Origin of the sequence: Arthrobacter nitrophenolicus, assembly GCF_000332815.1 — a bacterium.
Classification (GTDB): domain Bacteria; phylum Actinomycetota; class Actinomycetes; order Actinomycetales; family Micrococcaceae; genus Arthrobacter; species Arthrobacter nitrophenolicus.
Genome location: NZ_AOFD01000011.1, coordinates 1 through 26,207, shown reverse-complemented (window position 1 = coordinate 26,207; position 26,207 = coordinate 1). Strand labels below are relative to the sequence as shown.

The following is a 26,207-nucleotide window of genomic DNA, read 5'->3' as shown; positions in this document are numbered from 1 at the left end:
TGGATGAGCGGCGGTTCGGCAACGGCGTGGTCTATTTGCGCTACCGCTGCCTGGCCTGAGGGGCAGAATGGGTCCATGACCCGAATCGCAATCATCGGCGGCCACGGCAAAGTGGCCCTCCGCCTGTCAGCCCTCCTCACGGACGAGGGGCACAGCGTCACCTCGTTCATCCGCAACCCGGACCACGCCGCGGACGTGGCGGAGACGGGGGCTACGCCGTCGGTCCTGGACGTGGAAAATGCGACGACGGCGGAACTCGCCGGGGCGCTGCAGGGCCATGACGCTGTGGTCTGGTCCGCCGGTGCCGGCGGCGGCAACCCGGTGCGCACCTATGCGGTGGACCGGGACGCCGCCATCCGTTCCATGGATGCCGCGGCCCAGGCCGGTGTGGACCGGTACGTCATGGTGTCCTACCTGGGGGCCGGCAAGGACCATGGAGTGCCCGAAAGCAACAGCTTCTTCGCCTACGCGGAAGCCAAGGCGGCAGCTGACGACTACCTCCGGGGCACGGGGCTGGCGTGGACCATCCTTGGACCGGGCTCGCTGACGGACAAGCCGGGCACCGGCCGTATCGACGTGGATCCGCCCCGGGACGGGAATGGGGCGACGTCCCGTGACAACACGGCCAGCGTGGCCGCAGCCGTGATTGAAATGCCGGAAACGGCCGGCCGCACCATCGAGTTCCGCGACGGCTCGCTTCCGGTTGCCGCCGCCCTGGGTTCTTCCTAACCGGCGGCCGTGAGCTCCAAATCCAGGGAATTCTGCTCCACGTAGTCGAGGGCCCGCCGCACGGCGCCGGCCGTGACGATGGAGTCGCCCAGGGGTGACACGGCCACCCGCGGGGGAGTGGCGGTGAACTGGGCCAGGCGTTCGGTGATGGCCCCGAGCAGCATGTCCGCCGAATTGGCCACGGCGCCGCCGATCACCACCAACTCCGGGTTCAACAGCGTGGCCACGGCACCCACCACGCGGGCCATCCGGACGGCGACGCGGTCGAGGATCTGCCGCGCAACGGCGTCGCCGGCAGCGGCTGCGGCGAATACGTGCTCCGCCTCTACGCCGTCCGCGGCGTACTTCCGCAGTGTTGTCCCCGCTGTGCCCGCAAGCGCCTCCGCGGCCCAGTTCCGGGCGAGGAAGGCGATGCCGTAGGTGTCGCCCACGCCTTCCACCCACTCCAGGAAGGCAAGTTCGCCGGCGCCCCCGTCGCGCCCGTGCAGCAGCCGCCCGTTGTCGATGAGGCCCGCACCCAGGCGCTCGCTGGCCAGGATCACCACCACGTCATCCACTCCGGCTGCCGCTCCCTGCCAGCGGTCGCCAAGTGCGGCCAGGTTGGCGTCGTTTTCCAGCAGCACGGTCCAGCCCCGCATCTCCAGCAGCGCTGTCTTCAGGCCGACGTCGAACAGTTCCCAGAAGTGCTGCCTCACCAGGACGTCCCCGTGGCGGTCCACCGGCGCGGCGATGCCGGCGCAGACGGCAAGGACTGCATCCGGGGAGGCGCCGCTGCCCGCCAGTGCCAGCAGGGCGGTCCGGTCGACGACGGCGACGCGTTCTTCGGCGGGGATGTCCGCCCGGGCAAATGCCTGCGTTGACCTGCCCAGCGTCCTGCCCCGTAGATCCGCGACCACCACCGTGGCCTTGGAGACCCCCACATCCATGCCCAGCACATAGCCCGCGCGCTCGTTGAGCTCGAAGCGTCGGGCGGGGCGGCCCTTCTGGTATCCGCCGAAGGCCCGCTGGTTCTCCAGCTCGCGGATCCAGCCCCGTGCCATCAGATCCTCGCAGACGGAGATGGCGGTGGCCCGCGTCAGTCCGGTGGCCTCCATGACCTCCGTCACGGTCACTGCCTGGGACGCGCGCAGGAATTCGAGGACTGCTCCGGCGCTGACCCGACGGAGCAGCTGGGGCGTGGCCGGCGGGGATTCCGTCACTGGTGTTGACCTCTCTCTGCGCTGCCCTCCATAATACTTGAGGCACTAAATTTAGAATCAATATAAAGATGCCCCCTGAAGGGGTGCCTTCTGGCCCTTGGCACCCGAATTGGTGGTTTACATCCTGGCGCGACGGTGGGTACTGTCCGAAGTAATGCGCGGGGCCGCCAAGTAGACCCACATGACCTTGACCAGCAACAAACCCAACGCACAGAAAAGGAAGATCCCTTTGTCCACCACCGCCACGCTGGCAACCCTCTCCGATTCCGACCGCCTCGCTGATCCCAACTGGTGGCGCCAGGCAGCGGTTTACCAGATCTATCCGCGCAGCTTCGCCGATTCCAACGGCGACGGCATCGGTGACCTGAAGGGCATCACCGCCAAGGTCTCCTACCTGAAGGCGCTGGGCATCGACGCCGTGTGGCTGAGCCCCTTCTACCCGTCGGCACTCGCCGACGGCGGCTACGACGTGGATGACTACCGCGACGTCGACCCCAAGCTGGGCACGCTGGCGGACTTTGACGAGATGGCCAAGGCCCTGCACGGCGCCGGGATCAAGCTGATTGCGGACATCGTCCCCAACCACTCCTCCGACCGGCACGAATGGTTCAAGGAGGCCCTGGCATCGCCCAAGGGTTCACCCGCCCGGGACCGGTACATCTTCCGTGACGGCAAGGGCCCCAACGGCGAGTTCCCGCCGTCGGACTGGGACTCTGTGTTCGGCGGCCCTGCATGGGAGCGCATCACCGAGCCGGACGGCACCCCCGGCCAGTGGTACATGCACATCTTCGCCAAGGAACAGCCGGACCTGAACTGGTCCAACCGGGAAATCCGCGAGGACTTCCTCAAGACCCTGCGCTTCTGGTCCGACCGCGGCGTGGACGGCTTCCGCGTGGACGTGGCGCACGCGCTCACCAAGGACCTCACCGAGCCGCTGCTGTCCAAGCTGGAACTGAGCGCGGCCAACACTGGCGTGGACGGGTTCGACGACGGCACGCACCCCTTCTGGGACCGCGACGAAGTGCATGAGATCTACGCCGAATGGCGCGAGGTGTTCAACGAATACAACCCGCCGCGCACCGCCGTCGCCGAAGCTTGGGTGCACGCCACCCGCCGCGCCCGGTACGCCAGCCCGCAGGGCCTGGGCCAGGCCTTCAACTTCGACCTGCTGCAGGCCGATTTCGATGCCGCCGAGTACAAGGAGATCATCACCCGCAACCTGGCAGAGGCAGCCGCCACCGGAGCCTCCTCCACCTGGGTGTTCTCCAACCACGACGTGGTCCGGCACGCCACCCGCTACGGCCTGCCCCAGGTGTCCAAGGACAAAGCCGGCACTAAGGGCCAGGACGGCAAGGACTGGCTGCTCGCCGGCGGTCCCAAGGAACAGCTGGATGTGGAGCTCGGTCAGCGCCGCGCCCGCGCAGCCACACTGCTGATGCTCGCAGTTCCCGGGTCCGCCTACCTGTACCAGGGTGAGGAACTGGGGCTCCAGGAAGTGGCAGAGATCCCCGAATCCGAACGCCAGGACCCGTCCTTCTTCCGCAACAAGGGCGTGGAGATCGGCCGTGACGGCTGCCGCGTGCCCCTGCCGTGGAAGGTGGAGGGAACGTCCTTCGGCTTCGGCGAGGGCGGCTCGCACCTGCCGCAGCCGGACTGGTTCAGCAAGTACGCCGTGGAAGCCCAGGACGGGACCGAAGGCTCCACCCTGGAGCTGTACCGTGCAGCCTTGAAGCTGCGCCACGAGCTGCAGACGGACGAGGAACTCGAGTGGGTGGAGTCCGGCAACCCTGAGATCCTGCACTTCCGCCGCCCCAACGGGTGGCAGTCGGTGACCAACTTCGGCGGCACCGCCGTCGAGCTGCCCGCGGGGAAGGTGCTGCTCACCAGCGCGCCGCTGGAAGACGGCAAGCTGCCCGCCAACACCACCGCATGGCTGCGCTGATGCCCGCACCCGGCGGAAGCCAGGAATCCTGATGCAGGAGCTCATCTACGGCTGCATGGGACTCGGCGGCAGCTGGTCCGACGAACCGCATGGCAGCGCCCATGTGGACGAGGCCGCTGCCGCCGTCCAGGCTGCCCTGGACGCCGGCATCACCCTGTTCGACCACGCGGACATCTACCGCCGCGGCAAGTCCGAGGCCGTCTTCGGCGAGGTCCTGGCCGCCACGCCGGGGCTGCGTGACCGCATCCGGCTGCAGACCAAGTGCGGGATCAGGCTGAACGAACGCGGCCTGCAGACACATTACGACCTGAGTCGGGACGCCATCCTGGAACGGGTCAACGGGAGCCTGAAACGGCTGCGCACCGACTACGTGGACATCCTCCTGCTGCACCGCCCGGACCCGCTGGCAGACCCGGCAGAGGTGGCGTCCGCCGTCGGGCAGCTGATGGCGGAAGGAAAGGTCCGGCAGCTGGGTGTGTCCAACATGTCCGGGGCGCAGATCGAGGTGCTGCAGGACCGGCTGGAAACCCCCGTGGTGGCCAACCAGCTGGAAATGAGCCTGCTGAAGCGGGCGTGGCTGGAAAGCCAGGTACTGGTGAACCATCCGGAGCACCTGGACTATAGCTTTCCGCACGGCACCGTGGAGTACTGCACCCGCCACTCCATCACCCTGCAGGCCTACGGCTCCCTGGCCCGGGGCGTCTACACCGGCGCGGAATTGGAAAGCCCCACCTCCGCGGATGATTCCACCGCGGAGCTCGTGGCGCAGCTGGCGGGGGACTACGGGGCATCCGGGGAGGCCGTCCTGCTCGGCTGGCTGATGAAGCACCCGGCCGGCATCGCGCCGGTGATCGGCACGGTGAATACCGGCCGGATCCGCGCCTGCGCCGACGCCGCGAAGGTTGCCGCCGCGATGTCCCGTGCCGACTGGTACAGGCTCTGGGTGACAGCGCGCGGCAGCAACATTCCCTGACCGCCAAGCGCACTGCAGCACGTGCCGTCCCGGCCGCCGGAACGGCACGTGCTGCTGCGTCTTTTCCACCCGCCGCGGGTCACATCCCGTTTAGTTCGTATTGATCCTCACAAGCTGGCCATTTTCGTCGCCGCGCCGCTTGCAGGGCGGATACTGTAGAAAGCATGACGTCTACCATCGCCACCGAGACCGTAAGGCCGGAACGCAATATCCCCGCAGAGATCGCCCGCTCCTGGCTGCTGGTCAATGCCATGAAGACCGAGCTTTTTGACCAGTCGGCCGTGTCCCGCGCCGACTCGATCATCCTGGATATTGAAGATGCAGTGGACCCCTCGCAAAAGGACCAGGCGCGCGGCAACGTCATTGACTGGCTGACCGCCGGCGGCAAGGCATGGGTCCGCATCAATGACGCCACCAGCCCCTTCTGGGCCGACGACCTCGCCGGCCTCCGCGGCACCCCGGGCCTCCTGGGCGTCATGCTCGCCAAGACCGAATCCGCGGACCAGGTCACCGAGAGCTTCCACCGAATGGACGGCAAGACGCCCGTCATCCCGCTCGTGGAATCCGCCGTCGGCATTGAGGAAGCCAACAACATTGCCAAGGCCCAGGGCGCGTTCCGCCTGGCCTTCGGTTCCGGCGACTTCCGCCGCGACACGGGCATGGCCGCCACCCCGGAGGCCATGGCCTACCCCCGGGCCAAGCTCGTGGTCGCCAGCCGCGTGGGCAACCTCCCGGGCCCCATCGACGGCCCCACGGTGGGCACCAACCACCCCATCCTGCGCGAGCAGACCGGCATCACGGTGATGATGGGCATGACCGGCAAGCTGTGCCTGGCCATCGACCAGACTCCGGTCATCAACGAGGTCATCAGCCCCACGCCGTCCGACGTCGCGTGGGCCACCGACTTCATGACCGATTTCGAAGCCAACGGCCGCGTCATCCGCGACGGCTCCGATCTTCCCCGCCTGGGCCGCGCCGAAAAGATCATGAAGCTCGCAGTGGCCTTCGGAGTCCAGCCGGCGCTCTGATGCCCCACCCGCTTTCCTCCGGGACCCCGTTGGCCGATACCCGTTATCTGGTCCACGGGGTCTCTTGGGATGGGCCGCCGGCCATCACGGCAGCGGACGACGGCGGCGCGCCGGTCCTGCGCCTCCAGGCACCGTCCGGGGACTTCCGGCACGTCAGCCTCCACCCGGGTGCCAGGCTCGGCTTTCGCGTCGCGGACCCGGCAAAATCCTGCCTGGGGCACCTTCTCGTCCACTCATCCACCAGGCGCGACCACATCCTGTGCGCAGCCGGCGCCCGGGCGGTGCGGGGCAAGCAGTGCGAGCGCTGCTTCATGCTGGACGAGTCGCGGCTTATCCACGACTTCCACCGCGGCGGCCGCGTCACCCCCGGCCTGCGCGAGTACCTGATGCAGGAACACTGGCTGTATGTGGCCACCTTCGCGGGCGGGGCCAGCAAGGTGGGAACAGCCTCGGGACCGCGGAAGTGGAACCGGCTGGCGGAGCAGGGGGCTGCGGCGGCCCGGTATGTGGCCCGCGCCCGGGACGGCCGGGTGGTCCGCATCCTTGAGGACCTTGTCACGGCCGAAGCCGGGCTGCCCCAGCAGGTCAGGTCGGCCGCCAAGGCCGAGGCGCTGCTCCGCCCGCTGCCCGCCCCCGAACTGGATGCCATCAACGCCCGCCTCGCCGCGGAAGCCCGTGCGCTGCTGGCAGATACCGCCGTCGAAGGGTTCACCGTGGTGGACGAACCCTGGATCCGGCCCCGGCAGGCGTCCCTCCTGCACGGCCCGGGCGCCCGCCACCCCTACCCGCATCCCCTGGACAGCGACGGGCACGGCTTCACTGTCACGGGTCTGGGCGGGCACAATGCCCTGGCACGGCTGGACGGCGCGGACGCCGCGTTCGTGGTGAACCTTGGCCAGCTGGCAGCCCGCACCGTCATCCTGGGCGACTTCGCGTCAGAGGTCCCGGCCCTGCAGGAAGCCCTGTTCTGAACCGCAGCACCGAGGCCCGGTAAACTGGCTGGGTGCTGAACGAATTCTGGGCCACCGCGCCAACCCGCTACAAAGTCCTGGTCTTCGGCGCGATGGGGCTCATCGCCGTCGGCATCATCCTGAACCTGGTGGGCAACACCAGCGGCAACCAGGGGCTGGCCATGGCCTCCCTCCCGCTGATCGGGCTGGGCCTGGTCCTGCACGTCGCCGGAATGGTGGTCCGCGGCCAGGCCATCCGCAAGCGGTTGCGCCGGTAACCCTGCCGCCCTGGCCGGAGCCGCTTTTCTGCCCTCCAGCAGGCGGGCGATAGGCTGGAGGCCATGACTATCAATCCGGACCTGCAGGGCCGCAGCTACCCTGCCGCAGAGGTGTACGACGTCGGCCGCGAGAAAATCCGCGAGTTCGCCCGCGCCGTGAAGGCCACCCATCCTGCGCACTTCGACGTCGACGCAGCCAAGGCCCTGGGCCACAATGACCTGGTGGCCCCGCCCACCTTCGCGATCATCATCGCCCAGCGCGCCGACGCCCAGCTCATCGAGGATCCGGAAGCCGGCATCGACTTCTCCCGCGTGGTCCACGCCGACCAGCGCTTCACCCACCACCGCCCCATCTTCGCCGGCGACCGGCTGGTGGCCGAGCTCCACGTTGACGGCGTGCGTGCGATGGGCGGCGGCGCCATGATCACCACCCGCTCCGAGATCTTCGCCCTCGGGTCCGGCGATTCACGGGAGCCCGTCACCACCACCACGTCATCCATCCTGGTCCGCGGAGAGGGACAGTAGCCATGAGCCCCAGCATCCACGAACTCAGCGCCGGCCAGGAAATCGGCAGCCGCACCGTCGAGGTCACCCGCACCGACCTGGTCAAGTACGCCGGCGCCTCCGGCGACTTCAATCCCATCCACTGGAACGAGGCTTTCGCCACCGGGGTGGAACTGCCCGGCGTCATCGCCCACGGCATGTTCACCATGGGCTCGGCCGTCCAGCTGGTGACCGACTGGGCCGGCGACCCGGCCGCCGTCGTCGACTTCCAGACCCGCTTCACCAAGCCGGTCCTGGTCACGGACACCACCGGCACGGACCAGCCCGGCGCCACCATCGAGGTGAGCGGCACCATTGGAAAGCTCGACGCCGAGGCCGGCACCGCACGCGTCGACCTCACTGTTGTCTCGGCCGGCCAAAAAGTCCTGATGAAGGCCCAGGCCGTCGTCAAGCTTTCCTGAGCGGGCACGTTGACACCCAGCGCAGGCACGGGGGCATCCGTCACCGCCGGTGAAGTCACCCGCTGGCGCAACGCCGTGGTGGTGGCCTACGCCGCCAGCGGGCTGGCCTTCGCCTCCTGGGTGTCCCGGCTCCCTGCCATCAGGGATGCGCTGGACCTCACCCCGGGCAACGTGGGGGTACTCCTGCTCTGCATGACCCTTGGTTCCTTCGCCTCCGTTTCCGCCTCCGGGCTGATCGTGCTCCGGCTGGGATCGAAGCGGACTATCCGGACCGGCAGCATCATGGTGGGCGCAGGCCTGCTGCTGACCGGTTTCGGCACCTCGGTCCTGTCCAGTCCTGTCGCCACCGCGCTCGGCCTGGCCGTCATCGGCCTTGGCACCGGCAGCTGGAACACCGCCTCCAACGTTGAGGGCGCGGCGGTTGAACGGGCTGTTGGGCGGCACATCATGCCGCGGCTTCATGGCGCGTTTAGTCTGGGGACCGTGGCCGGCGCGGGGCTGGGTGCGGCAGCGGCCGCCGTGTCCCTGCCGGTGGCGTGGCATCTGGCCGCGGCCGGCGCGGTGGTGGCCGTCTCCGTGGCGACGGCGGCGTCCTGGTTCCGGGCGGACACCACCCCGGTTGCCGGGGAGCGCACCTACACGCCGGACAACTTCGAGGACCCCAGCACAGGTCCCATTCCCGTCATCCCCGCGGGGACGCCGTCCGCCTCCGAGCCCCTGGACAACAAGCGCAAGATCGCGCAGGCCTGGCGGGACCGGCGCACCCTCCTCCTGGGGGTGCTGGTGCTGGGGCTCGCCCTGGCCGAAGGCGCGGCGGGGGACTGGGTGGCGCTGGCGCTGGCGGACGGCCACGGCCAGACGGACGCTGCAGGTGCTGCCGGCTACGGGCTTTTTGTCACCTTCATGACCATTGGCCGGTTCGCCGGAACCCTTGTCCTGGACCGGTTCGGCCGGGTGCCGGTGATGCGCTGGTGCGCGGCGATGGCGGTTGCCGGACTGGGGCTGTTTGTCTTCGCACCGGCGCCGTGGCTGGCGTTCGCCGGCCTGGCGGTCTGGGGCCTGGGCGCCTCCCTGGGGTTCCCGGTAGGTATGTCCGCCGCGGCCGACGACCCCGCCAAGGCCGCCGCCAGGGTTTCCGTGGTGTCCACCATCGGGTACGGGGCCTTCCTCTGCGGGCCGCCCCTGCTGGGCCTGCTGGCCGAGTACGTGGGCATCCTGCACTCGCTGCTCGCCGTCATGGTGATGCTGGCGGTGAGCTTCCTGCTCTCGCCGGTGGCCAGGAAGCTTGCCTGACTTTCCCTAGTATTGTGGACGGGTGACTTCCACGCTGCTTTCCTCCTTGACCACCTCAGCCGTCGGCGGCCCTGCGGGCACCTTCATCGAGGCGCGGACCGAGGCCGATATCATCGACGCCATCCGCACAGCGGACGCGGCCGGCGAGCAGGTACTGATCATCAGCGGCGGGTCCAACCTCCTGATCTCCGACGACGGGTTCCCCGGCACGGTGGTCAGGATCGCCTCCGAGGGATTCACCGTGAATGCCGAGGATTCCTGCGGCGGCGTGGCCGTGGTGGTGCAGGCAGGCCACAACTGGGACCAGCTGGTGGAGCACGCCGTCCGGCACGCCTGGTCCGGCATCGAAGCACTCTCCGGCATCCCCGGGTCCACAGGGGCCACTCCCGTCCAGAACGTGGGTGCCTATGGTGCCGACGTCTCCCAGACCATCGCCGCGGTCCGGACGTGGGACCGCGAACGGAATGCCGTCAGGACCTTCACCAACTCCGAGCTGCAGTTCGGCTACCGGGACTCCATCCTCAAGCGGACAACCGTCAACGGTTCGCCCCGCTACATCGTGCTCACCGTCGAATTCCAGCTTCCGATCGGCCGGATGAGCGCACCCATCCGCTACGCCGAACTGGCCCGCGCCCTGGGAGTCGAGCCCGGCAAGCGCGCCTACGCCACGGATGTGCGCCGAGAGGTGCTCCGGCTGCGGGCATCCAAAGGCATGGTGTGGGACGCCGCCGACCGGGACACCTATTCCACGGGCTCCTTCTTCACCAATCCCATTGTTCCCGCGGAGGTGGCAGAGGCGTTGCCGGAGTCCGCGCCGCGGTACCCGGCGGGTGCCGACGGGCTGGTGAAACTGTCTGCAGCATGGCTCATCGACCAGGCAGGTTTCGGGAAAGGCTTCGGCCTGGAGCAGGACAGTGTGTCAGGCGGCCGGGCGTCGCTGTCCACCAAGCACACATTGGCCATCACCAACCGCGGCGCAGCCGGGCGGCAGACGTGGTGGCCGTGGCCCGCGAGGTGCGGGCCGGCGTCGAACGCCGCTTCGGCATTGAACTGCACCCGGAGCCGCTGCTCATCGGGCTGGAGCTGTAGCCCGCCCAGCGTCCGGCGCGCCCTGCCGGAGCACTTCCGCGGCGCCCATGAGGCTGATGCCCAGCCGGTGAGGGTCAGGTAGATGCCCATGAACAGCCAGACCAGCAGGCCCGGTGCCTGCGGATTTGCCGCCCCTGCCGCGATGCAGGTGGCCAGTCCGGCGCCCGCCACCCCGAGTGACAGGATCCAGAGGAGCCGGGCTGCCCTGGGGTGCTGCCTCCAGTCCCGGCAGATGCGGACGCCGTTGCGGCTGACAGCGATTGCGGGGAACAGGACGGCGTAGCCGCCGCCCAGGCTCAGGGCGAGGGAGGGGAGGAGCAACAGGGGGTTTGACCGGCCCGCGCTGAGGAACGCGGAGAGGGAAATGAGTCCCAGCGCCGTTCCTGCCATAACGCCCAGCGTCCCGCCGATCATCCATCTCCTGGTTTTACGCGCAGGCAACCGCCACAAACTCCCCAAAGTCATGGTCCTACCCTAGCCGCCGTGTTGCGGGTTCCGCCGCGACCGTAGGATGAGGGCATGGCTGCGCTGGTGCGAAACCGTGGTGACCGCAGGGTGCTGGGCCGGCTGCGGCTGGTGTCCCAGGGGCTGCTTGACGTGGGGGAGCGGCCGGATTCACCGGCGGACGTGGTCCGCCGCATGACGGCCATGCAGGCGCAGGATTTGCAGGCGGCGCTGTGGGCGGTGGGCGTCCGGCTTCCCGGTTCCGGCGTCAGCAGCGTGCGGGCAGCCCTCGACGCGGGAACCATAGTGCGGTCCTGGCCGATGCGGGGAACGCTGCACCTGGTGGCGCCGGAGGACCTGGGCTGGATGCTGGAGCTCACCGCGGACCGGCTGACCAAGGGCATCGCCGCCCGGCACCGGGAACTGGGCATCACGTGGGCCGACGTGGAAAAGTGCCGGGATCTCGCCCTTGACCATCTTTCATCCGCCGGGCCGGCCAGCCGCACTGACCTGTTCGGCGTTTTCGATGCCGCAGGGCAGCCCACGCAGGGGCAGCGAGGCGTCCACATCCTCGGGACGCTGTGCCGGCACGGCTGGCTGGTGCAGGGGCCGCTGGCCGGGAACCAGCAGCTGCTGGTGGCGTTTGATCAGTGGATCCCCGAGTCCCGCCGCCTGGACCGTAAGGAGGCGGTTGCCGAGTGGCTGCTCCGCTACTTCCGCAGCCATGGCCCCGCCACCGTCCGCGACTTTGCCTGGTGGACCCAGATTCCCCTGACCGAGGTCCGGTCCGCCCTGGCGGAGATCCGGACCGAGCTGGTGGAGCTCGAGGTTGACGGCACAGGCTACTGGATGTCCCCGGAGACGGCGGCGCTCCTGGACGGCAGGGTCCCGGGCGGCCGGTCCGTCCTGCTGCTGCCCGGCTTCGACGAGTTTCTGCTCGGCTACACGGACCGGAGCCTTGTTCTTCCGCCAGAGCATGCCAGCCTGGTTGTTCCCGGCGGCAACGGGGTCTTCAAGAAGACAGTTGTTGCGGCGGGCGAGGTGATCGGCACCTGGGCTGTTGCGGGCAAAGGCCAGCGCGCCGCCGTCGTACCCGAACTCTTTGACGATGACCGCCCGCTCGGTCCCGGAGCTCATGCAGCCTTCGATAAGGCCTCCCGGCGGTACCTGGAGTTCCTCGCCACCTGACCTGGCCCGAAACCCAAAAGCGGCCCTTGCCTGCATAACCGGTGTGGGGCAGCAACGGTTATGCAGGCCAGGGCCGGTCAAGCCGCTGCAGTGTCCACATAGAGGAGGAGCCGGCTGCCAGCCAGCCCGCGGATTCGGCATGCTGGCACGATGAAGTCCAGCAAAATCCGTGACCTGGTGGAGCAACGTTGGCCGCAATACCCCGTGGCTTCTGCTGGGCAATTAGGCGGCGCCGGCCTGGAAAGCCGTGTGGTTGGGGCAGCTGTACAGCAGGGGATACTTCTCCGGCTTCGCCGCGGTGCATATGTCCGGCGAACCTACTGGAATACTCTAAAACCCTGGGATCAAGACCGGCTCCTTGTCATCGCGCACTATGAATCCACCGGCGGTTCAGCCCGCTACACGCATGTAAGCGCAGCCATGCTGCACGGCTGCGATGTATGGGATGCCGGACCCTTGGTGCACGTCACAACGCAGTATTCCAATTCGCGGACCAGTGCGGGCAAGGACGTCCGGACCCATCGGCTTCCGCTCCCCGACAATGACCTGGCGTCCTTGTGGACTCCGGACGGCCGCGAGATCCAAACCACCACAATCGAGAGAACGGTTCTGGACTGCGCACGGATCCTGCCCGTCGACAAGGCTGCCGTCATCGGCGACCATGCACTCCGCAAAGGCGCGTCCATGGACACCATGTGGCAGTTGTTGGCTGAAAGCCCTGTGAAGCGTGGGAGCCGGCGGGCATCGGACCTGCTCAACGTTCTGGACGGGCGTTCGGAGTCAGCAGGGGAGACGCGGACCAGGCTGCTGCTCTCCTTATTCGGCGTGAACACTTTTACACCGCAGGTCGAAATCCAGACTGCCGAAGGCCTGTTCCGCGCTGACTTCGCCGATACTGCGGCCCGGGTGATCATCGAGTTCGACGGCACTGCCAAGTACGTGGACTACAAACCCACGGAGGCAGTGCTGATCGCGGAGCGCCTGCGGGAAACTTCCCTGATGGAAACCGGATGGCGAGTCTTCAGGGTCCGCTGGAAGCATCTGGACCGTCCGACCGAGCTCCACCGGCGGCTGATGGCGTTCCTCGGACGGCATCCCGGAACGCAAAAGCGGCCCTGGCCCGCATAACCGGTGCTGGGCAGCAACGGTTATGCGCGTCAGGGCCGCCTATGAAGCAGCTGTAGGGTCTACAGGTTGCCCGTGGCGATGTTAAGCATGCGGCGCAGCGGCTCGGCGGCGCCCCAGAGGAGCTGGTCGCCCACGGTGAAGGCGCTGATGTACTGCGGTCCCATCTCCATCTTGCGGATGCGGCCCACCGGGATGTCCAGGGTGCCGGAAGCTGCCACGGGGGTGAGCTCGGCCATGGAGGCTTCCTTGGTGTTCGGGACCACCTTGGCCCACTCGTTGTCCTCGGCCAGGAGCTTCTCGATCTCGGCGACGGACAGGTCCTCGCGGAGCTTGAGGGTCAGGGCCTGCGAGTGGGAGCGCATGGCGCCGATCCGGACGCACAGGCCGTCCATGATGACGCGATTTTCCTCGGAGGTGCCCAGGATCTTGTTGGTTTCGACCCCGGCCTTCCACTCTTCCTTGGACTGCCCGTTGCCCAGGTCGGCGTCGATCCAAGGGATCAGGGAGCCGGCCAGCGGCACCCCGAACTGGGTGGCGTCGATGTCGGTGCGCTGGTGGGCCAGGACCTTGCGGTCAATGTCCAGGATGGCCGACGCCGGGTCGTCCAGTTCCGTGCTGACCTCGGCGTTGAGCGTGCCGAACTGGCTGAGGAGCTCGCGCATGTGCCGGGCGCCGCCGCCGGAGGCTGCCTGGTAGGTCATGGAGGTGCCCCACTCGACCAGCCCGTTCTTGAACAGGCCACCGAGGCCCATCAGCATGCAGGAGACGGTGCAGTTGCCGCCGATGAAGTCCTTGGTACCGTTGACCAGGCCCTTGTCGATGACGTCGCGGTTGATGGGGTCCAGCACGATGATGGAATCGTCGTTCATCCGCAGGGTGGAGGCGGCGTCGATCCAGAGGCCGTCCCAGCCGCGGCTGCGCAGTTCGCCGTGGACCTGCTTGGTGTAGTCCCCGCCCTGCGCGGTGACAATAATGGGCAGCTTCGCCAGGGTGTCGAGATCAAACGCGTTCTCGAGCTTGCCGGCGCCCTCAGCGAACGACGGGGCGGCACCTCCCGCGTTGGAGGTGGAGAAGAACACCGGGTTGATGTTGGCGAAGTCGCCCTCGTCCTGCATGCGCTGCATGAGGACGGAACCGACCATGCCGCGCCATCCGACCAGGCCGACGGAAGGGGTAGCTGCTGTAGTCATTCGTCCAGTTTAGACTTCGGAGCCGGCGGGGCGCAGTCGGTTACGTCACGTCGGCGCGCGGCTAACAAGGCAGGCCCCTTTAGTAGGAGGGGTGCCCCTTACCGGTCAAACTGCCTGGCTGTCGGTTCCGGGATGCCCCGTTCCGCCCTCAGCCGTTTGGCCTTGGCGGCGACGCCCGCCATCCGTGCTGCGTAGAGGACGCCGGAGGCCCCGGCGACAGTGAGTATCAGGGCTCCCCACATCGGATCCTGGCCCCTGCTGGTGGGCCCGGCCACCAACATGATCGAGAAAACCGCCAAGGCAGCAAAGAACACAGCCATCGTGAGGAACCCTCCGGCGGAGCGCACCTGCGGGTGCGAACTGGCGGTGACCACACCGAGTTCGTCCTTCTGATAGCTGTGGAGCGCGCCCTCGACTGTGCGGAGCAGGACGCGCTTTTCCCCGCGTGCCAGGGCCTGCTCGTGAAACGTACGGACCTGGTCGTCGGGTGTGGGTGCGCTGCCGGGAGTATTGCCCGGATTGCCGTTCTGCATGCTAGTCCTGTCGGATCGATCGGATGTGGTCCAACACCTGGCCCTCGCTGAGGCCCGAGATTTCCCGGATCGGTTCGGAAGGGGCATCAAGATGGCCGTAGCCCACCGTCCAGCCCTCCCCGCTGCGTTTGACCAGCAGTTGCTTGCCGTCGGAACCGTCGAGCAGGCGGACGGTGGCTCCGCCGTCGGGGTTGTCTTCAAGATGCTTGCGCACGATAAAGAAGTTGGCTTCTGCCGGCGTGGTATCCGGCCGCTGCGCCATCGCGAACCAGCTGAGGTAGGCCCGGGGCTGCAGCAGGATCCGGTATTCGGGTGACTCGACGGACAGGACGTTGTCCACGGAGCCGGCCGTAAGGAGGTTGATCTGCACCAGCTTCCCGGTCTCCGTCAGGGCATGGGTAACGGCTGCCACCGGACCCTCCACGGAAAGCTCCTTGTCCGCACCTACAGTGGCTGCACCGCGGGCCACCAGGGAGGATGCTCCCGCCGAGAGCAGGGAGCGTCGTCGAGTTCGCCTTCCAGCCGGAGCGCCCTGGCGGAGGCTTCGGCGGCCGGTCCGCGCCGCAGGTTCAGGAGCACCAGGAGCTCGGCGAAGCCAAAACCGATCGCGTCCGGAAACCCTTGGCCGGCGCTCGAGGACCTGGCTGTGGTTGTTTCAGTCACTGGTTGTTCTCCTCAGTTCTCAGAAGCCAAAAAAGTCGCCGACGGCGTCCACGCCATCACTGATAGCGCCGCCAACGGCCTCGGCCCCATCGGCGATCTTATCCCCGACGTAGTTCACGGAATCATGGATGACGGGGACGTTGTCGTAGAGGGCAAGGGCCCCGCTGGCCACCATGCACGCAGTGCCGGCCGGCGGCGGAAGGAACGAGCCGGCGCCCAACAGGGCCTTGGTGGTGGAGTAGGCGGCGGAGCCGTAATCGCCCTCCTGGAAGTTGTTGAAGGCGTCCAGGCTGTCCAGGCCAACGCCCACAACGCCCAAACCCTTGCTGAAGCCGTCGAGGTACTTGAAGGCGTTGGATCCCTCGGCGAGGTTGAGGACCTCGTGGAACTTGCCCTCGAACAGGCTGTTGGACATGTTGAAGAACTTGCTGAACTCGTTGGAGTTCTGGAAGGCCCGCCAGGCTGCCGGATCCAGGAAATCAGAGATGCGGGACTTGTGCAGCATGGCGGCGATGTCGAACAGGCCCGCCCGAAGATTCGGGAAGGCCTTGGTGAGGCCGTAGATGTCCCAGCCGTCACGGAACGGAGAATCCGGGTCTGCCAGCCAGTCCGGCCCCCAGGGGTTGTCGCTGTCCCGTCCGGGGACGTTTCCGCCCGGTGTCCCGGTGCCGGGCCCGGAATTGCCGGCACCCCCCGTGGCAGACGCCTTCTCCTGCTCGTCCGCGTGCGTGAGGAGCAGCTTCGACTCCTGCTGGAGCCGCGCCGCCGTCTTCTGCAGCAGCGCACGGTGGTTGCCGTTCCAGTCGGACCGGAAGCGGGACGCGTCCTGGCCTTTCCACGCGGGGCTGTTGTTGATATGGCCGCTCAGCTGCTGCGACTGCTGCTGCAGCATGTCGGCCGTCTTGCTGAACTGCCGCGCCAAGGTGCGCAGCTGCTCGACGTCGGCGCCCCACAAAGTTCCTGCCACCCGGTATCCCCCCAATAGTGTCCAAACCAGCAGTCCGTCAGGCTGCAGGCTTCAGCTTAGGCGAGCCCCCGCCAAGTCGCGATGGGGTGAGCTCCCCATGCAGCTGCCCACAGCGACTAGCTCCGCCTGGACTCCTCGGCCACGGCTGCCTTCCGGGCCCGCAGCGCAAAGAAGGCGCCGAACGCGAAGACCTGCGTAACAACCACCAGCACGATAGCCCCGGCGATCTTGTTGCTGCCCAGGATCATGGTCAGCCCCACGATGGCGGACAGCAGCGCAAGCAGCGGCAGCAGCATGTACCCCAGGACAAAGAGGGTTTCCGGTTTCTTCAGCATGTTCCTAGCCCTCGGTCCTTGACCATTTGGTGAATCGGTAGCGTGTGCCGTTGGCACCGGTCAGCCAGCCGTCCGGAGGAACGGACGCGGTGGCCTCCCAACTGGTGCCGAGTTCGGGGGCAAACGTGTCGCCGTCGGCCTTCACATCGATGGTGGTGATCACCGCAACATTGGCCAGGTCCGTGGATTGGCGGAAGATCTCGCCGCCGCCCAGGATCCAGACGGTGTCGCCGCCGTCGACGAACTGCGACTCCAGCAGCGCGTCATCCAGCGAAGGAACCACAATGGCGCCCTTCGCCTCAGGCGTGTCTGCCCAGTCCTTCTGCCGGGTGATGACGATGTTGGTCCGCCCGGGCAGGGGACGGTACTTGTCCGGGAAGGACAGCCAGGTCTTGCGCCCCATGATGACCGGGTGCCCGGTGGTCAGGCGGGTGAAATGCTTGAGGTCCTCGGGCAGGTGCCAGGGCATGTCCCCGTCCTTGCCGATGACGCCGTCGGGGGTCTGCGCCCAGACCAGTCCGACGCCGGTGATCGAGGCGGCCAGCTCCTCCGTAAAGGACTGCGGATCGGTGAAGTTCTCGGTGCTCATACGGCGATCGGTGCCTTAATCGTCGGGTGGTGCTTGTAACCCACCACTTCGAAATCCTCCAGCGTGTAGTCGAAGATCGACGCCGGCTTCCGGTTGATCTTCAGCTGCGGGTACTCGTACGGCTCCCGCTCCAGCTGCTTGAGGACCTGGTCCATGTGGTTCTCGTAAATATGCACGTCGCCGCCGGTCCAGATGAACTCGCCGGGCTCAAGCCCCACCTGCTGGGCAAGCATGCACGTCAGCAGGGCGTAGGAGGCGATGTTGAACGGCACGCCCAGGAACATGTCCGCCGAGCGCTGGTACAACTGGCAGGACAACCTGCCGTTGGCTACGTAGAACTGGAAGAACGCGTGGCACGGCGGCAGGGCCATGTCGCTCAGCTCGGAGACATTCCACGCCGAGACGATGTGCCGGCGCGAGTCCGGGTTGGACTTCAGGCCCTCCACGAGCTCGGCGATCTGGTCGATGTGGCCGCCGTCCGGGGTGGGCCAGCTGCGCCACTGGACACCGTAGACCGGCCCCAGGTCGCCATCTGCGTCTGCCCATTCGTCCCAGATGGTGACGCCCTGGTCCTGCATCCACTTCACGTTGGTTTCACCGCGCAGGAACCACAGCAGCTCCACGGCGACGGACTTGAAGTGCACCCGCTTGGTGGTGATCAGCGGGAAGCTCTTCGACAGGTCGAAACGCAGCTGCCGCCCGAAAACGCTGGTGGTTCCGGTTCCGGTCCGGTCGGATTTGTGCGTGCCGGAAGCCAGGACATCGCGCAGGAGGTCTTCATAAGGCGTTGGGATGCTCACGCACCAAGTCTATCGGGGTTGCTTGTCCGCTTCCTGAATCCCGGCCGGGTCAGTCGTCGAACGGCTTGAACTGCTCGACGGCGACCACCCGGTTCTTTGCCCCGGGCGCCACATGGCAGACCACCAGTTCGCCGGGGGAGAGATATGGCTCCTCCGAGGGCAGCAGGCTGCCCAGCCGGCCGGGCATGTGCTTCGCCAGCTGCGCGAAGACCGTCGGCAGCGCGGGGCGGTGGGTGCAGACCACCACCGGCCGCTGCTTATCGAAGAGGGCCTCGACGACGGCCGCGGTCTTCTTCGGGCTGCGGTGGTGGCGGTGTTCCGTGAGGGCTTCCGCCATCCGAACCTTTGCGCCTGCCACTTTCGCATAGGGTGCAACAGTCGCCACGCACCTGAGCCAGGGACTGGTGACCACGCGCGGGGGCTGCCATACCTGCAGCAGCCGTCCCACCGCCTGTGCCTGCCGGGTGCCGGTGGCGGCCAGCGGGCGTTCACCTTCGGCTTTGGTCCAGGACGAGCGTGGCTTCGCTTTGGCATGCCTGAGGACACGAGCGGCCAGGTGTTCAGCTCGCCTTCCTCGTGGGCTTTGCGCAGGTACTCCAGCGGTACGACGTCGGTGGGGTTGGACAGCAGCTTGGCCGCCTTCTCCGGGGCGCACCACATGACGCTGTCCACCTCCTTGCCGTCCGGGACCAGCCTGGTCCCGTTGGCCTTGACCGCCCAGTAGAAAACCACCTTGAGGCCGGAAGCGACGCGGTAGTGGATGGCGGGCAGCGGCCGGCCCAGGGGCGCGTCCAGCCCGATCTCCTCCCGCACCTCACGGAGGGCGCATTCAGGGATGGTCTCGCCGTCGTCGATCTTCCCTTTGGGCCATGACCAGTCGTCATAGCGGGGCCGGTGGATCAGCAGGACTTCAAGCCTGTCATTGGTGACCCGCCACGGGAGGGCGCCGGCAGCGGTTACTGCAACTGGTTCCCCCGGATGGTCTGTCTGGTCAGCTACGAGTGCATCGCTCGACAAAACGGCTGCCCTTACCGCCGGCTCAGGCTGCGCTGGCGGGGCCGAGAGGCGAGCAGCCAGGACTGCACGTCCTCAAGCGGCTTTCCGTCCTCAGCCAGGTGGTGCCGGGTCCAGTCGCCCTCGTTGTCCAGGTGCCAGCTGGCGGTTTCGGGTGCCATGTACCGCTTGAGCAGGTCCAGGACGTAGTTGATGTCGTCGGCGCTTGCCAGCTGGACCAGGGCCTCCACGCGGCGGTCCAGGTTGCGGTGCATCATGTCTGCGGAGCCGATGTACACCACGGGGTCGCCGCCATTGGCAAACGCGAACACCCGGGAGTGCTCAAGGAACCTGCCCAGGATGGACCGGACGGTGATGTTCTCGCTCAGGCCCGGAACCCCCGGCCGGAGCGAGCAGATGCCGCGGACCACCACGTCCACCTTCACACCGGCCTGGGAAGCCCGGTACAGGGAATCGATGATGGCCTCGTCCACCATTGAGTTCACCTTGATCTGGACCCGGCCGGGTACCCCGGCGCGGGCATTGCGGATCTCGGTTTCGATCCGGTCGATGAGCCCTGACCGCACCGAGCGCGGCGCAACGAGCAGGCGCTTGAAGGTGGACTTCGGGGCGTAGCCGGAGAGCTGGTTGAACAGCTTGGACAGGTCCTCGCCCACCTGCTCGTTGGCGGTCAGAAGGCCCAGGTCCTCGTAGTACCGTGCGGTCCGCGGGTGGTAGTTGCCGGTGCCGATGTGGCAGTACCGGCGCAGCCCGTCCACTTCCTGCCGTACCACCAGGGACAGCTTGCAGTGCGTCTTCAGGCCCACGATGCCGTAGACCACGTGAACGCCGGCCTGCTCGAGCTTGCGGGCCCATGAGATGTTGGCCTGCTCGTCGAAGCGGGCCTTGATTTCCACCAGTGCCAGGACCTGCTTGCCGGCCTCGGCAGCGTCGATCAGGGCGTCCACGATGGGGGAGTCGCCCGAGGTGCGGTAGAGGGTTTGCTTGATGGCCTGGACCTTGGGGTCCGCAGCCGCCTGCTCCAGGAACGCCTGGACGGAGGTGGAGAACGAGTCGTACGGGTGGTGCAGCAGGATGTCCCGGCGGCGCATGGCCGCGAACACGTTCGCCGCTTTTGAGGTCTCGGACTCGTTCAGGTACCGGGACGTGTGCGGAACGTGCTTGGGGTAGTGGAGATCGGCGCGGTCAATGCCTGCAATGACGGACAGGCCACGGAGGTCCAGCGGAGCCGGCACCGAGTACACCTCGGATTCCTCCACCCCCAGTTCGCGGATCAGCAGAGCGCGGATGTTGGGGTTGATGTCGTTGGTGACTTCCAGCCGCACGGGAGGGCCGAAGCGGCGGCGCAGCAGTTCCTTCTCCAGCGCCTGCAGGAGGTTTTCGGCGTCGTCCTCCTCCACCTCCACGTCCTCGTTGCGGGTGACCCGGAAGGTGTGGTGTTCCAGGACCTCCATGCCGGGGAAGAGCTTGTCCAGGTGGACGGCGATGACTTCTTCCAGGGCGATGAACCGGGCCACCCGGCCGGCGACTGCGCCGGCACGGGGACCGTCGATGGAGATCAGGCGCGGCAGCTGGTCCGGCACCTTCACGCGGGCGAACAGCTCCTTGTCGCTGACCGGGTTCCGCACCACCACGGCCAGGTTCAGGGAAAGCCCGGAAATGTACGGGAACGGGTGGGCCGGATCAACCGCCAGGGGGGTGAGGATGGGGAAGACCTTCTCGGCGAACATCACGCTCAGCTGCTGCTTGGCGGCGTCGTCCAGTTCGTCCCAGTGCATCAGGTGGATGTGCTCATAGGCCAGGGCCGGGCGGATCTGGTCCGCGTACACCTGCGCGTGCCGCTGCTGCAGCCGGTGCGCTTCCTCGCTGATCCGTTCCAGGACCTCTACCGGGCTCAGCCCGGCAGGGGACGGGACGGCCAGGCCGGTGGCGATGCGGCGCTTCAGGCCGGCCACCCGGACCATGAAGAACTCATCCAGGTTCGACGCGAAAATCGAGAGGAAGCTGACGCGTTCCAGCAGGTGCAGCGAGGGATCCTCGGCAAGTTCCAGGACCCTGGAGTTGAAGGCCAGCCAGCTCAGTTCACGGTCCAGGAAGCGGTCCGGGCGGATGTCGCCTTCGGGCTGCAGGTTCGGCGCAAATTCCGGAATGTCGATGCGGTCCTGGGTGGCGCGGGAAGCCGGTACTTCGGAGGAACCGAAGCGGGCGCGTACAGGAACCGCAACATCCTGGGACGTGGCTGTTCCGGAAGGTTCCGGGTTCATGGCATCTCCTTTACCTGGCGCTTGGTGCTGGTGCTTCCGGCCCGCGCGGTCTTGTTTCAACCTTACAAGCATTCATTGCCGCGAAACCCTAGATTTCCGGGTACTCCGGCGGACATGTCAGTCGACTGGACTAACCGGCCGCCACCGGCCCGTACATCACGTCCATGTCCCAGCGGGTGAACCCCAGCCGGCGGTACAGGGAAACGGCGGGGGCGTTCTCCGCATCGGTGTACAGCATCACGCGTGCAGGCCCTGTTCCTGCAGGTGCCGGATCCCCGCGACGGTGAGTGCCTTGCCGAGCCCCATGCCCTGCGCTTCCGGCGCCACGCCCACCACATAGACCTCGCCGATGGCAGGGTGTGGTCCGTGCTGCGGGTGCACCTTGGTCCAGTGGAAGCCCAGCAACCGCCCGCCGGCATCCTCGGCCAGCAGGAAACCTGCGGGGTCGAACCAGTCCTCGGCCATGCGCGCCTCAAGGTCCGCCCGTGTGAGGTTGCCCTGCTCGGGATGGTCAGCGAAGGCCGCCCTGTTGACCGCCAGCCACGCCTCCTCATCCTGCCCCGGAACGAAAGCGCGGAGCGTAACCCCGTCCGGGAGGCCGGCGTCGGGCAGGTCGGCGCCCGCCGTCGTCATCCGCATCTTCCACAGTTCCCGCACCGGGGCGTACCCGTACCGGGCCGCAAGATCCGCGGCGGCCTCGTGGTTGCCGTGGGACCAGGCCTTCAACCCGTCCAGCCCGCGGGTTTCCACCAGGGCACCCACCAGGCGGTCGGCCACGCCCTGGTTGCGGTAGGAGGGGTGGACGGCGATCTCCAGGATGCCGCTGCCGTCCGGTTCCTCGACCACGACGGCGAACCCCGCCAGGTCCTGCCCCGTGGCGGGATCCGAATCCTCGTCAGGGGCGTACAGCGCCAGGGTAAGCAGCGAGTGCGCGGCGGAATCGCCGGCGCGCAGGGTCACCAGGGTCTGCTCCGAGATGGAGGGATTGCCGTCGGACTCTTCGGCCGCGGCAAGCAGGTCGCGGCAGTCTTTCAGGAGCTGCTGGTCAACGCCGCCTCGGACAACATGGACGGGCCACTTCTCAGGGTGCGCAGGAGTCATGAAGCAAGGCTATACGGGTTGGCGCCCGGCCACTCAGGCCTCGGTGAGCTCGTCTTCCTGCTGCCGCACCAGTGTGAGGCGGTACCCCACATTGCGGACGGTGCTGATCAGGTTCTCGTGGTCGGCGCCCAGCTTGGCGCGCAGCCGCCGGACATGGACGTCCACGGTGCGGGTGCCGCCGTAGTAGTCATAGCCCCACACCTCGGTGAGGAGCTGCTGGCGGGTAAATACTGCCGGGGTGCTGGGCGAGGTATTTCAGGAGCTCGAACTCCTTGAAGGTCAGGTTCAGCGGTGCGCCGTTCACGCGGGCCGTGTAGCTGGCTTCGTCGATGACCACGCCGGCGGCGCGGATTTCGCTGGGCGCGTCTTCCTGCTCAGGAACGGCCCGGGCCACCGACAGCCTGATGCGCGCTTCCACTTCGGCCGGCCCTGCCGAGTCCAGGACGATATCGTCCACAGCCCAGGCTGAGGAAACGGCGGCCATGCCGCCTTCGGTGAGGATCAGCACCAGCGGGGCACTGAGTCCGGTGGCTTTAAGGAGCTGGGTGAGCGAGCGGGCGCCCACCAGGTCCTTCCGCGCGTCCAGCAGGACAATGTCGCAGGGGTCTGTTTCGAGCAGGGCCGTGGGCTCGGCGGGGAGGATGTGGACGCGGTGGTTCAGCAATTCAAGGGCAGGCAGGATGTCGACTGAAGAGCCGGTGCTGTTCGTCAGTAACAGGATGTGCGACATTGTTCCTCCAAGGGCCGTCCGCGCATCATTGGGCGACTGAACCGGATTTCCACCGGCCGGTACTGGCTCCCGCAAGGGTTTCCGGCCGGCGCCACAGGGGGCCGGCCAGCCACCCCGGCTGGGAGCTTAGCTGAACCTTGAGTATACCCGGCACCCCCTGCGGAGCCAGAGATCCACGCGCTGCAACAGGACGTTTTGCGACATAACCCGTTCACATAAGGCAGGATTGAGCCAGGGCGGCACGCCCTGCCAGGAAGGGGCTTTGTCCCCGGTCGACGCCAGGATGGGATTGCAGCGCAGTGAGTGCAGACGCTAAGCAGAGGCAGGGTCCCGCATGACGGCGGATCTGCAGGCACCCGTTCGTTCCCTCGGCTCCTGGACCATCGGCCTGGTGGGAATCGCGGGCCTCGCGGCGATCATCGCCGGCGTCTACACCACCCGGGAAGCCCTGGTGGTGGTGGCCGTCCTGATCGCCGCCGCGGTGGGCATCGGCTGGCCCCACTTCCTGCGGATACCGGCAAAGAAAACTCTCGCCGCGGTCATCGCCCTGCCGGGCGCGGCTGCCGCGATCGCCGCCGCCACGGTACCCGGGCCCGGTTTCCTCGACTGGACCCCGGCGTTTATCGCCCTGGGAATGATGGCGGTCTTCGTGGTGCAGCTCATCAGGGGAACCGGGCAGGCGCAGCGGCTTGAATCAACGCTCGGCTGCTGTGTGGGTGTCCTGCTGTCCTGCCTCGGCTCGGGATGGGTTGCCGGGGCCAGGTTCAACGGCGTGCGCGAGATGCTCCTGGTGGCGGCCATCAGTGCCGCAGTGGCGTTGCTCACAGGACTCATCCGCTGGCCCGACAGTGTGGTCGCGCCGCTCGGCATGGTGCTGGCCGGGCTCGCCGGGCCGCTCGCCGGACTGGTCTTCTCCGACATAGCGGTCCTTCCTGCCGCCATTTTCGGCGTCGTGGTGGGTGCCGTGCTGGCCAGTTTCCGCCGGATGGCCACCCTTCGCGGCGCGCCCCTGAACGTTCCCGCGGCCCTCAGCATGGGGCTGGCGCCCGTCTCCGCGGTGGGTTCACTCGCCTACTTCATAGACAAACTACTCATCTACTAACGCGTTAGGATGGCATCATGTCCGTACTTGCTTTTGAAATCTTCTTCCTTGTCCTGCTCGGCATCGCCAGCATTTCCATGGCCTGGTTCGCCGGTTTTGTGGTCTACCGCCTCTTCAAGGGCCAGAAGTAGACCACACTTTTCGGAGCTAGCTGTATCTCGAGGTAATTGCCGTGCCCATTGAGATTCCTACAGATCTGACCCCTGAACTCGTTCCACTTTCCTGGCTCATTGGTGAGTGGGAAGGCCGCGGCCGGCTTGGCAGCGGGGACGAGGACTCGGAGCATTTCCTGCAGCACGTTTCCTTCACCCACAACGGCCTGCCGTACCTCCAGTACCGCGCGGAGAGCTGGCTGACCGACGACGACGGCACGCGCCTGCGGCCGCTCACGGTCGAGACCGGCTTCTGGGCGCTGGAGCGCAAGCAGCTGGATGCCGATGGCGGTCCGGGCCTGATCCCGGCGGACATCGTGCCCGCCCTGAAGAGCGCCGATGAGGTGGAGGCCCTGCGCAACAGTGAGGGCGGCTTCGACATCTCGGTGTCCATCTCCCATCCCGGCGGCATTTCGGAGCTGTACTACGGGCAGATCAAGGGCCCCCAGATCCAGCTGACCACCGACATGGTGATGCGGGGCAGCCATTCCAAGGACTACAGCGCCGCCACCCGCATCTTCGGCCTGGTGGACGGCAACCTGCTGTGGCGCTGGGACGTGGCAACCGGGGGAGAAGGCGGCAAGGGCCTGGAAGCCCACGCCTCGGCTTTCCTGAAACGGGTTTCATAACCAAAGGAGCGGTGCCGTGGGAACAGTTGAAAGCCCGAAGGACTACAGCGACCTGAAGGCCGTCTTCTTCAACGGCACGCTCAAGAAATCCCCGCAAACGTCCAACACTGACGGTCTGATCACCATCAGCCGGCGGATCATGGAAAAGCAGGGTGTCACCACCCGGGTGATCCGCACGGTGGACCACGATATTGCCAGCGGCGTCTACCCGGACATGAGGCAGTACGGCTGGCAGGCCGACGAGTGGCCTGAGCTCTACCCCGCGGTCCAGGCGGCGGACATCGTGATCGTGGCCGGCCCCATCTGGCTTGGGGACAACTCCTCGCAGACCAAGAAGCTGATTGAGCGCCTCTACGCCCATTCCGGCGAACTCAACAGCAAGGGCCAGTGGGCGTTCTACCCGAAGGTGGGCGGCTGCCTGATCACCGGCAACGAGGACGGCATCAAGCACTGCTCCATGAACATCCTCTACAGCATGCAGCACATCGGCTTCAGCATCCCGCCGCAGGCCGACGCCGGCTGGATCGGGCCCGTGGGGCCGGGCCCCAGCTACCTGGATGAGGGTTCGGGCGGCCCCGAAAGCGACTTCACCAACCGGAACACGACGTTCATGACCTGGAACCTCCTGCACCTGGCCCGGATCCTCAAGGACGCCGGCGGCCTGCCCGCCTACGGCAACCTGCCGCAGGAATGGTCCGCCGGAACCCGGTTCGATTTTGAAAACCCGGAATACCGTTGACTGCTGCCCGGTGGTTGAGCCTGTCGAAACTGGAATATCGATAGAACCCTTGCCGGTGGTTGAGCCTGTCGAAACCGGAATACCTGCTGACATAAGGACGTTGCCCCAAGTATGACTATTCCCAGCCCTCTGTTGTCGCGCCCTGCCGCCGTCGAGGCGGCCGGCGCGGACGCCGGCGTCGCGGCCCACTACG

The 26,207-nt window shown here is 67.1% G+C and carries 24 protein-coding genes and 4 pseudogenes; 15 read left to right on the top strand and 13 right to left on the bottom strand.

Annotated elements, in window-relative coordinates:
* The first annotated feature begins 75 nt into the window (after window positions 1-75).
* Entirely contained in the window at window positions 76-729 is a 654-nt protein-coding gene (locus G205_RS05700; protein WP_035752195.1) for an SDR family oxidoreductase, read from the top strand.
* Here G205_RS05700 and G205_RS05695 read toward each other — a convergent pair.
* A complete protein-coding gene (locus G205_RS05695) occupies window positions 726-1,928 on the bottom strand; it encodes an ROK family transcriptional regulator (protein WP_009357141.1) in 1,203 nt (400 codons plus the stop codon). The two genes, G205_RS05700 and G205_RS05695, sit on opposite strands and share 4 nt — an antisense overlap.
* 229 nt (window positions 1,929-2,157) lie before the next feature.
* Here G205_RS05695 and G205_RS05690 point away from each other — a divergent pair, with 229 nt between their 5' ends.
* The 11 genes and pseudogenes from G205_RS05690 (at window position 2,158) to G205_RS05640 (ending at window position 13,206) form a co-directional block, all read left to right on the top strand.
* Window positions 2,158-3,870 carry a glycoside hydrolase family 13 protein gene (locus tag G205_RS05690; protein ID WP_009357140.1) on the top strand — a complete coding sequence of 571 codons (1,713 nt, stop codon included), beginning with the start codon at window positions 2,158-2,160 and terminating at the stop codon, window positions 3,868-3,870.
* Window positions 3,871-3,901: 31 nt separating this feature from the next.
* Complete coding sequence (locus G205_RS05685; RefSeq protein WP_009357139.1) at window positions 3,902-4,843, top strand: aldo/keto reductase; 942 nt, start codon at window positions 3,902-3,904, stop codon at window positions 4,841-4,843.
* Between the two features lie 164 nt (window positions 4,844-5,007).
* The gene (locus G205_RS05680; protein WP_009357138.1) at window positions 5,008-5,871 is read left to right on the top strand and encodes an HpcH/HpaI aldolase/citrate lyase family protein; all 864 of its coding nucleotides are present in this window, start codon (window positions 5,008-5,010) and stop codon (window positions 5,869-5,871) included.
* A complete protein-coding gene (locus G205_RS05675; RefSeq protein WP_009357137.1) occupies window positions 5,871-6,842 on the top strand; it encodes a DUF2797 domain-containing protein in 972 nt (323 codons plus the stop codon). Before G205_RS05680 ends, G205_RS05675 begins: the two co-directional genes overlap by 1 nt.
* Window positions 6,843-6,874: 32 nt before the next feature.
* Entirely contained in the window at window positions 6,875-7,099 is a 225-nt protein-coding gene (locus G205_RS05670; RefSeq protein ID WP_009357136.1) for a DUF3188 domain-containing protein, read from the top strand.
* A gap of 63 nt (window positions 7,100-7,162) precedes the next feature.
* On the top strand, window positions 7,163-7,624 hold the full coding sequence (locus tag G205_RS05665) for an FAS1-like dehydratase domain-containing protein (RefSeq protein WP_009357135.1): 462 nt from the start codon (window positions 7,163-7,165) through the stop codon (window positions 7,622-7,624).
* A 2-nt stretch (window positions 7,625-7,626) separates the two neighbouring features.
* Window positions 7,627-8,064 carry a MaoC family dehydratase gene (locus tag G205_RS05660; protein WP_009357134.1) on the top strand — a complete coding sequence of 146 codons (438 nt, stop codon included), beginning with the start codon at window positions 7,627-7,629 and terminating at the stop codon, window positions 8,062-8,064.
* A gap of 9 nt (window positions 8,065-8,073) precedes the next feature.
* Window positions 8,074-9,357: an MFS transporter gene (locus G205_RS05655; protein WP_009357133.1), complete on the top strand. Its 1,284-nt coding sequence runs from the start codon at window positions 8,074-8,076 to the stop codon at window positions 9,355-9,357.
* A gap of 22 nt (window positions 9,358-9,379) precedes the next feature.
* Window positions 9,380-10,446: pseudogene (locus G205_RS05650) on the top strand (UDP-N-acetylmuramate dehydrogenase).
* A gap of 519 nt (window positions 10,447-10,965) precedes the next feature.
* Window positions 10,966-12,078: a winged helix DNA-binding domain-containing protein gene (locus tag G205_RS05645; RefSeq protein WP_009357130.1), complete on the top strand. Its 1,113-nt coding sequence runs from the start codon at window positions 10,966-10,968 to the stop codon at window positions 12,076-12,078.
* Window positions 12,079-12,537: 459 nt separating this feature from the next.
* A complete protein-coding gene (locus G205_RS05640) occupies window positions 12,538-13,206 on the top strand; it encodes a hypothetical protein (protein ID WP_152419534.1) in 669 nt (222 codons plus the stop codon).
* A 59-nt stretch (window positions 13,207-13,265) separates the two neighbouring features.
* On the opposite strand, the gene asd is transcribed toward G205_RS05640, so the two are convergent.
* From asd to G205_RS05580, 12 genes and pseudogenes are all read right to left on the bottom strand, one after another.
* Window positions 13,266-14,396, bottom strand: coding sequence for an aspartate-semialdehyde dehydrogenase (asd, locus tag G205_RS05635; protein WP_035752173.1), 1,131 nt, complete (start codon window positions 14,394-14,396; stop codon window positions 13,266-13,268).
* Window positions 14,397-14,494: 98 nt separating this feature from the next.
* Window positions 14,495-14,929 carry a hypothetical protein gene (locus G205_RS05630; protein WP_009357127.1) on the bottom strand — a complete coding sequence of 145 codons (435 nt, stop codon included), beginning with the start codon at window positions 14,927-14,929 and terminating at the stop codon, window positions 14,495-14,497.
* Between the two features lies 1 nt (window position 14,930).
* Complete coding sequence (locus G205_RS05625; protein WP_152419533.1) at window positions 14,931-15,353, bottom strand: hypothetical protein; 423 nt, start codon at window positions 15,351-15,353, stop codon at window positions 14,931-14,933.
* Between the two features lie 20 nt (window positions 15,354-15,373).
* A complete protein-coding gene (locus tag G205_RS05620) occupies window positions 15,374-15,592 on the bottom strand; it encodes a hypothetical protein (protein WP_009357125.1) in 219 nt (72 codons plus the stop codon).
* A gap of 19 nt (window positions 15,593-15,611) precedes the next feature.
* A complete protein-coding gene (locus G205_RS05615; RefSeq protein WP_152419532.1) occupies window positions 15,612-16,559 on the bottom strand; it encodes a hypothetical protein in 948 nt (315 codons plus the stop codon).
* A gap of 116 nt (window positions 16,560-16,675) precedes the next feature.
* A complete protein-coding gene (locus G205_RS05610) occupies window positions 16,676-16,894 on the bottom strand; it encodes an NF038396 family protein (RefSeq protein ID WP_009357123.1) in 219 nt (72 codons plus the stop codon).
* Between the two features lie 4 nt (window positions 16,895-16,898).
* Window positions 16,899-17,483 carry a dihydrofolate reductase gene (locus tag G205_RS05605; RefSeq protein WP_009357122.1) on the bottom strand — a complete coding sequence of 195 codons (585 nt, stop codon included), beginning with the start codon at window positions 17,481-17,483 and terminating at the stop codon, window positions 16,899-16,901.
* Window positions 17,480-18,283, bottom strand: coding sequence for a thymidylate synthase (locus G205_RS05600; RefSeq protein ID WP_009357121.1), 804 nt, complete (start codon window positions 18,281-18,283; stop codon window positions 17,480-17,482). The genes G205_RS05605 and G205_RS05600 overlap by 4 nt, the downstream gene beginning before the upstream one ends.
* Before the next feature lie 49 nt (window positions 18,284-18,332).
* Window positions 18,333-19,300: pseudogene (locus tag G205_RS05595) on the bottom strand (NUDIX hydrolase).
* Between the two features lie 11 nt (window positions 19,301-19,311).
* Window positions 19,312-21,561: an RNA degradosome polyphosphate kinase gene (locus G205_RS05590; protein ID WP_009357119.1), complete on the bottom strand. Its 2,250-nt coding sequence runs from the start codon at window positions 21,559-21,561 to the stop codon at window positions 19,312-19,314.
* Between the two features lie 130 nt (window positions 21,562-21,691).
* Window positions 21,692-22,662: pseudogene (gene mshD / locus G205_RS05585) on the bottom strand (mycothiol synthase).
* A gap of 33 nt (window positions 22,663-22,695) precedes the next feature.
* Window positions 22,696-23,392, bottom strand: a pseudogene (locus tag G205_RS05580) (winged helix-turn-helix transcriptional regulator).
* Window positions 23,393-23,726: 334 nt separating this feature from the next.
* Between G205_RS05580 and G205_RS05575 the strand changes: the two are divergent.
* From G205_RS05575 to G205_RS05565, 3 genes are all read left to right on the top strand, one after another.
* Window positions 23,727-24,494 carry a hypothetical protein gene (locus G205_RS05575; protein WP_009357118.1) on the top strand — a complete coding sequence of 256 codons (768 nt, stop codon included), beginning with the start codon at window positions 23,727-23,729 and terminating at the stop codon, window positions 24,492-24,494.
* A gap of 172 nt (window positions 24,495-24,666) precedes the next feature.
* Window positions 24,667-25,275, top strand: coding sequence for a nitrobindin family protein (locus tag G205_RS05570; RefSeq protein ID WP_009357116.1), 609 nt, complete (start codon window positions 24,667-24,669; stop codon window positions 25,273-25,275).
* A gap of 16 nt (window positions 25,276-25,291) precedes the next feature.
* Window positions 25,292-26,014, top strand: a complete 723-nt coding sequence (locus G205_RS05565) for a flavodoxin family protein (RefSeq protein WP_009357115.1) — start codon at window positions 25,292-25,294, stop codon at window positions 26,012-26,014.
* Window positions 26,015-26,207: the final 193 nt, after the last annotated feature.

Coding starts and splice junctions, on each gene's coding strand:
- G205_RS05675 (WP_009357137.1), top strand. CDS start 5,871: ATGCCCCACCCGCTTTCCTCCGGGACCCCGTTGGCCGATACCCGTTAT.
- G205_RS05680 (WP_009357138.1), top strand. CDS start 5,008: ATGACGTCTACCATCGCCACCGAGACCGTAAGGCCGGAACGCAATATC.
- asd (WP_035752173.1), bottom strand. CDS start 14,396: ATGACTACAGCAGCTACCCCTTCCGTCGGCCTGGTCGGATGGCGCGGC.
- G205_RS05630 (WP_009357127.1), bottom strand. CDS start 14,929: ATGCAGAACGGCAATCCGGGCAATACTCCCGGCAGCGCACCCACACCC.
- G205_RS05665 (WP_009357135.1), top strand. CDS start 7,163: ATGACTATCAATCCGGACCTGCAGGGCCGCAGCTACCCTGCCGCAGAG.
- G205_RS05645 (WP_009357130.1), top strand. CDS start 10,966: ATGGCTGCGCTGGTGCGAAACCGTGGTGACCGCAGGGTGCTGGGCCGG.
- G205_RS05610 (WP_009357123.1), bottom strand. CDS start 16,894: ATGCTGAAGAAACCGGAAACCCTCTTTGTCCTGGGGTACATGCTGCTG.
- G205_RS05605 (WP_009357122.1), bottom strand. CDS start 17,483: ATGAGCACCGAGAACTTCACCGATCCGCAGTCCTTTACGGAGGAGCTG.
- G205_RS05575 (WP_009357118.1), top strand. CDS start 23,727: ATGACGGCGGATCTGCAGGCACCCGTTCGTTCCCTCGGCTCCTGGACC.
- G205_RS05685 (WP_009357139.1), top strand. CDS start 3,902: ATGCAGGAGCTCATCTACGGCTGCATGGGACTCGGCGGCAGCTGGTCC.
- G205_RS05700 (WP_035752195.1), top strand. CDS start 76: ATGACCCGAATCGCAATCATCGGCGGCCACGGCAAAGTGGCCCTCCGC.
- G205_RS05660 (WP_009357134.1), top strand. CDS start 7,627: ATGAGCCCCAGCATCCACGAACTCAGCGCCGGCCAGGAAATCGGCAGC.
- G205_RS05590 (WP_009357119.1), bottom strand. CDS start 21,561: ATGAACCCGGAACCTTCCGGAACAGCCACGTCCCAGGATGTTGCGGTT.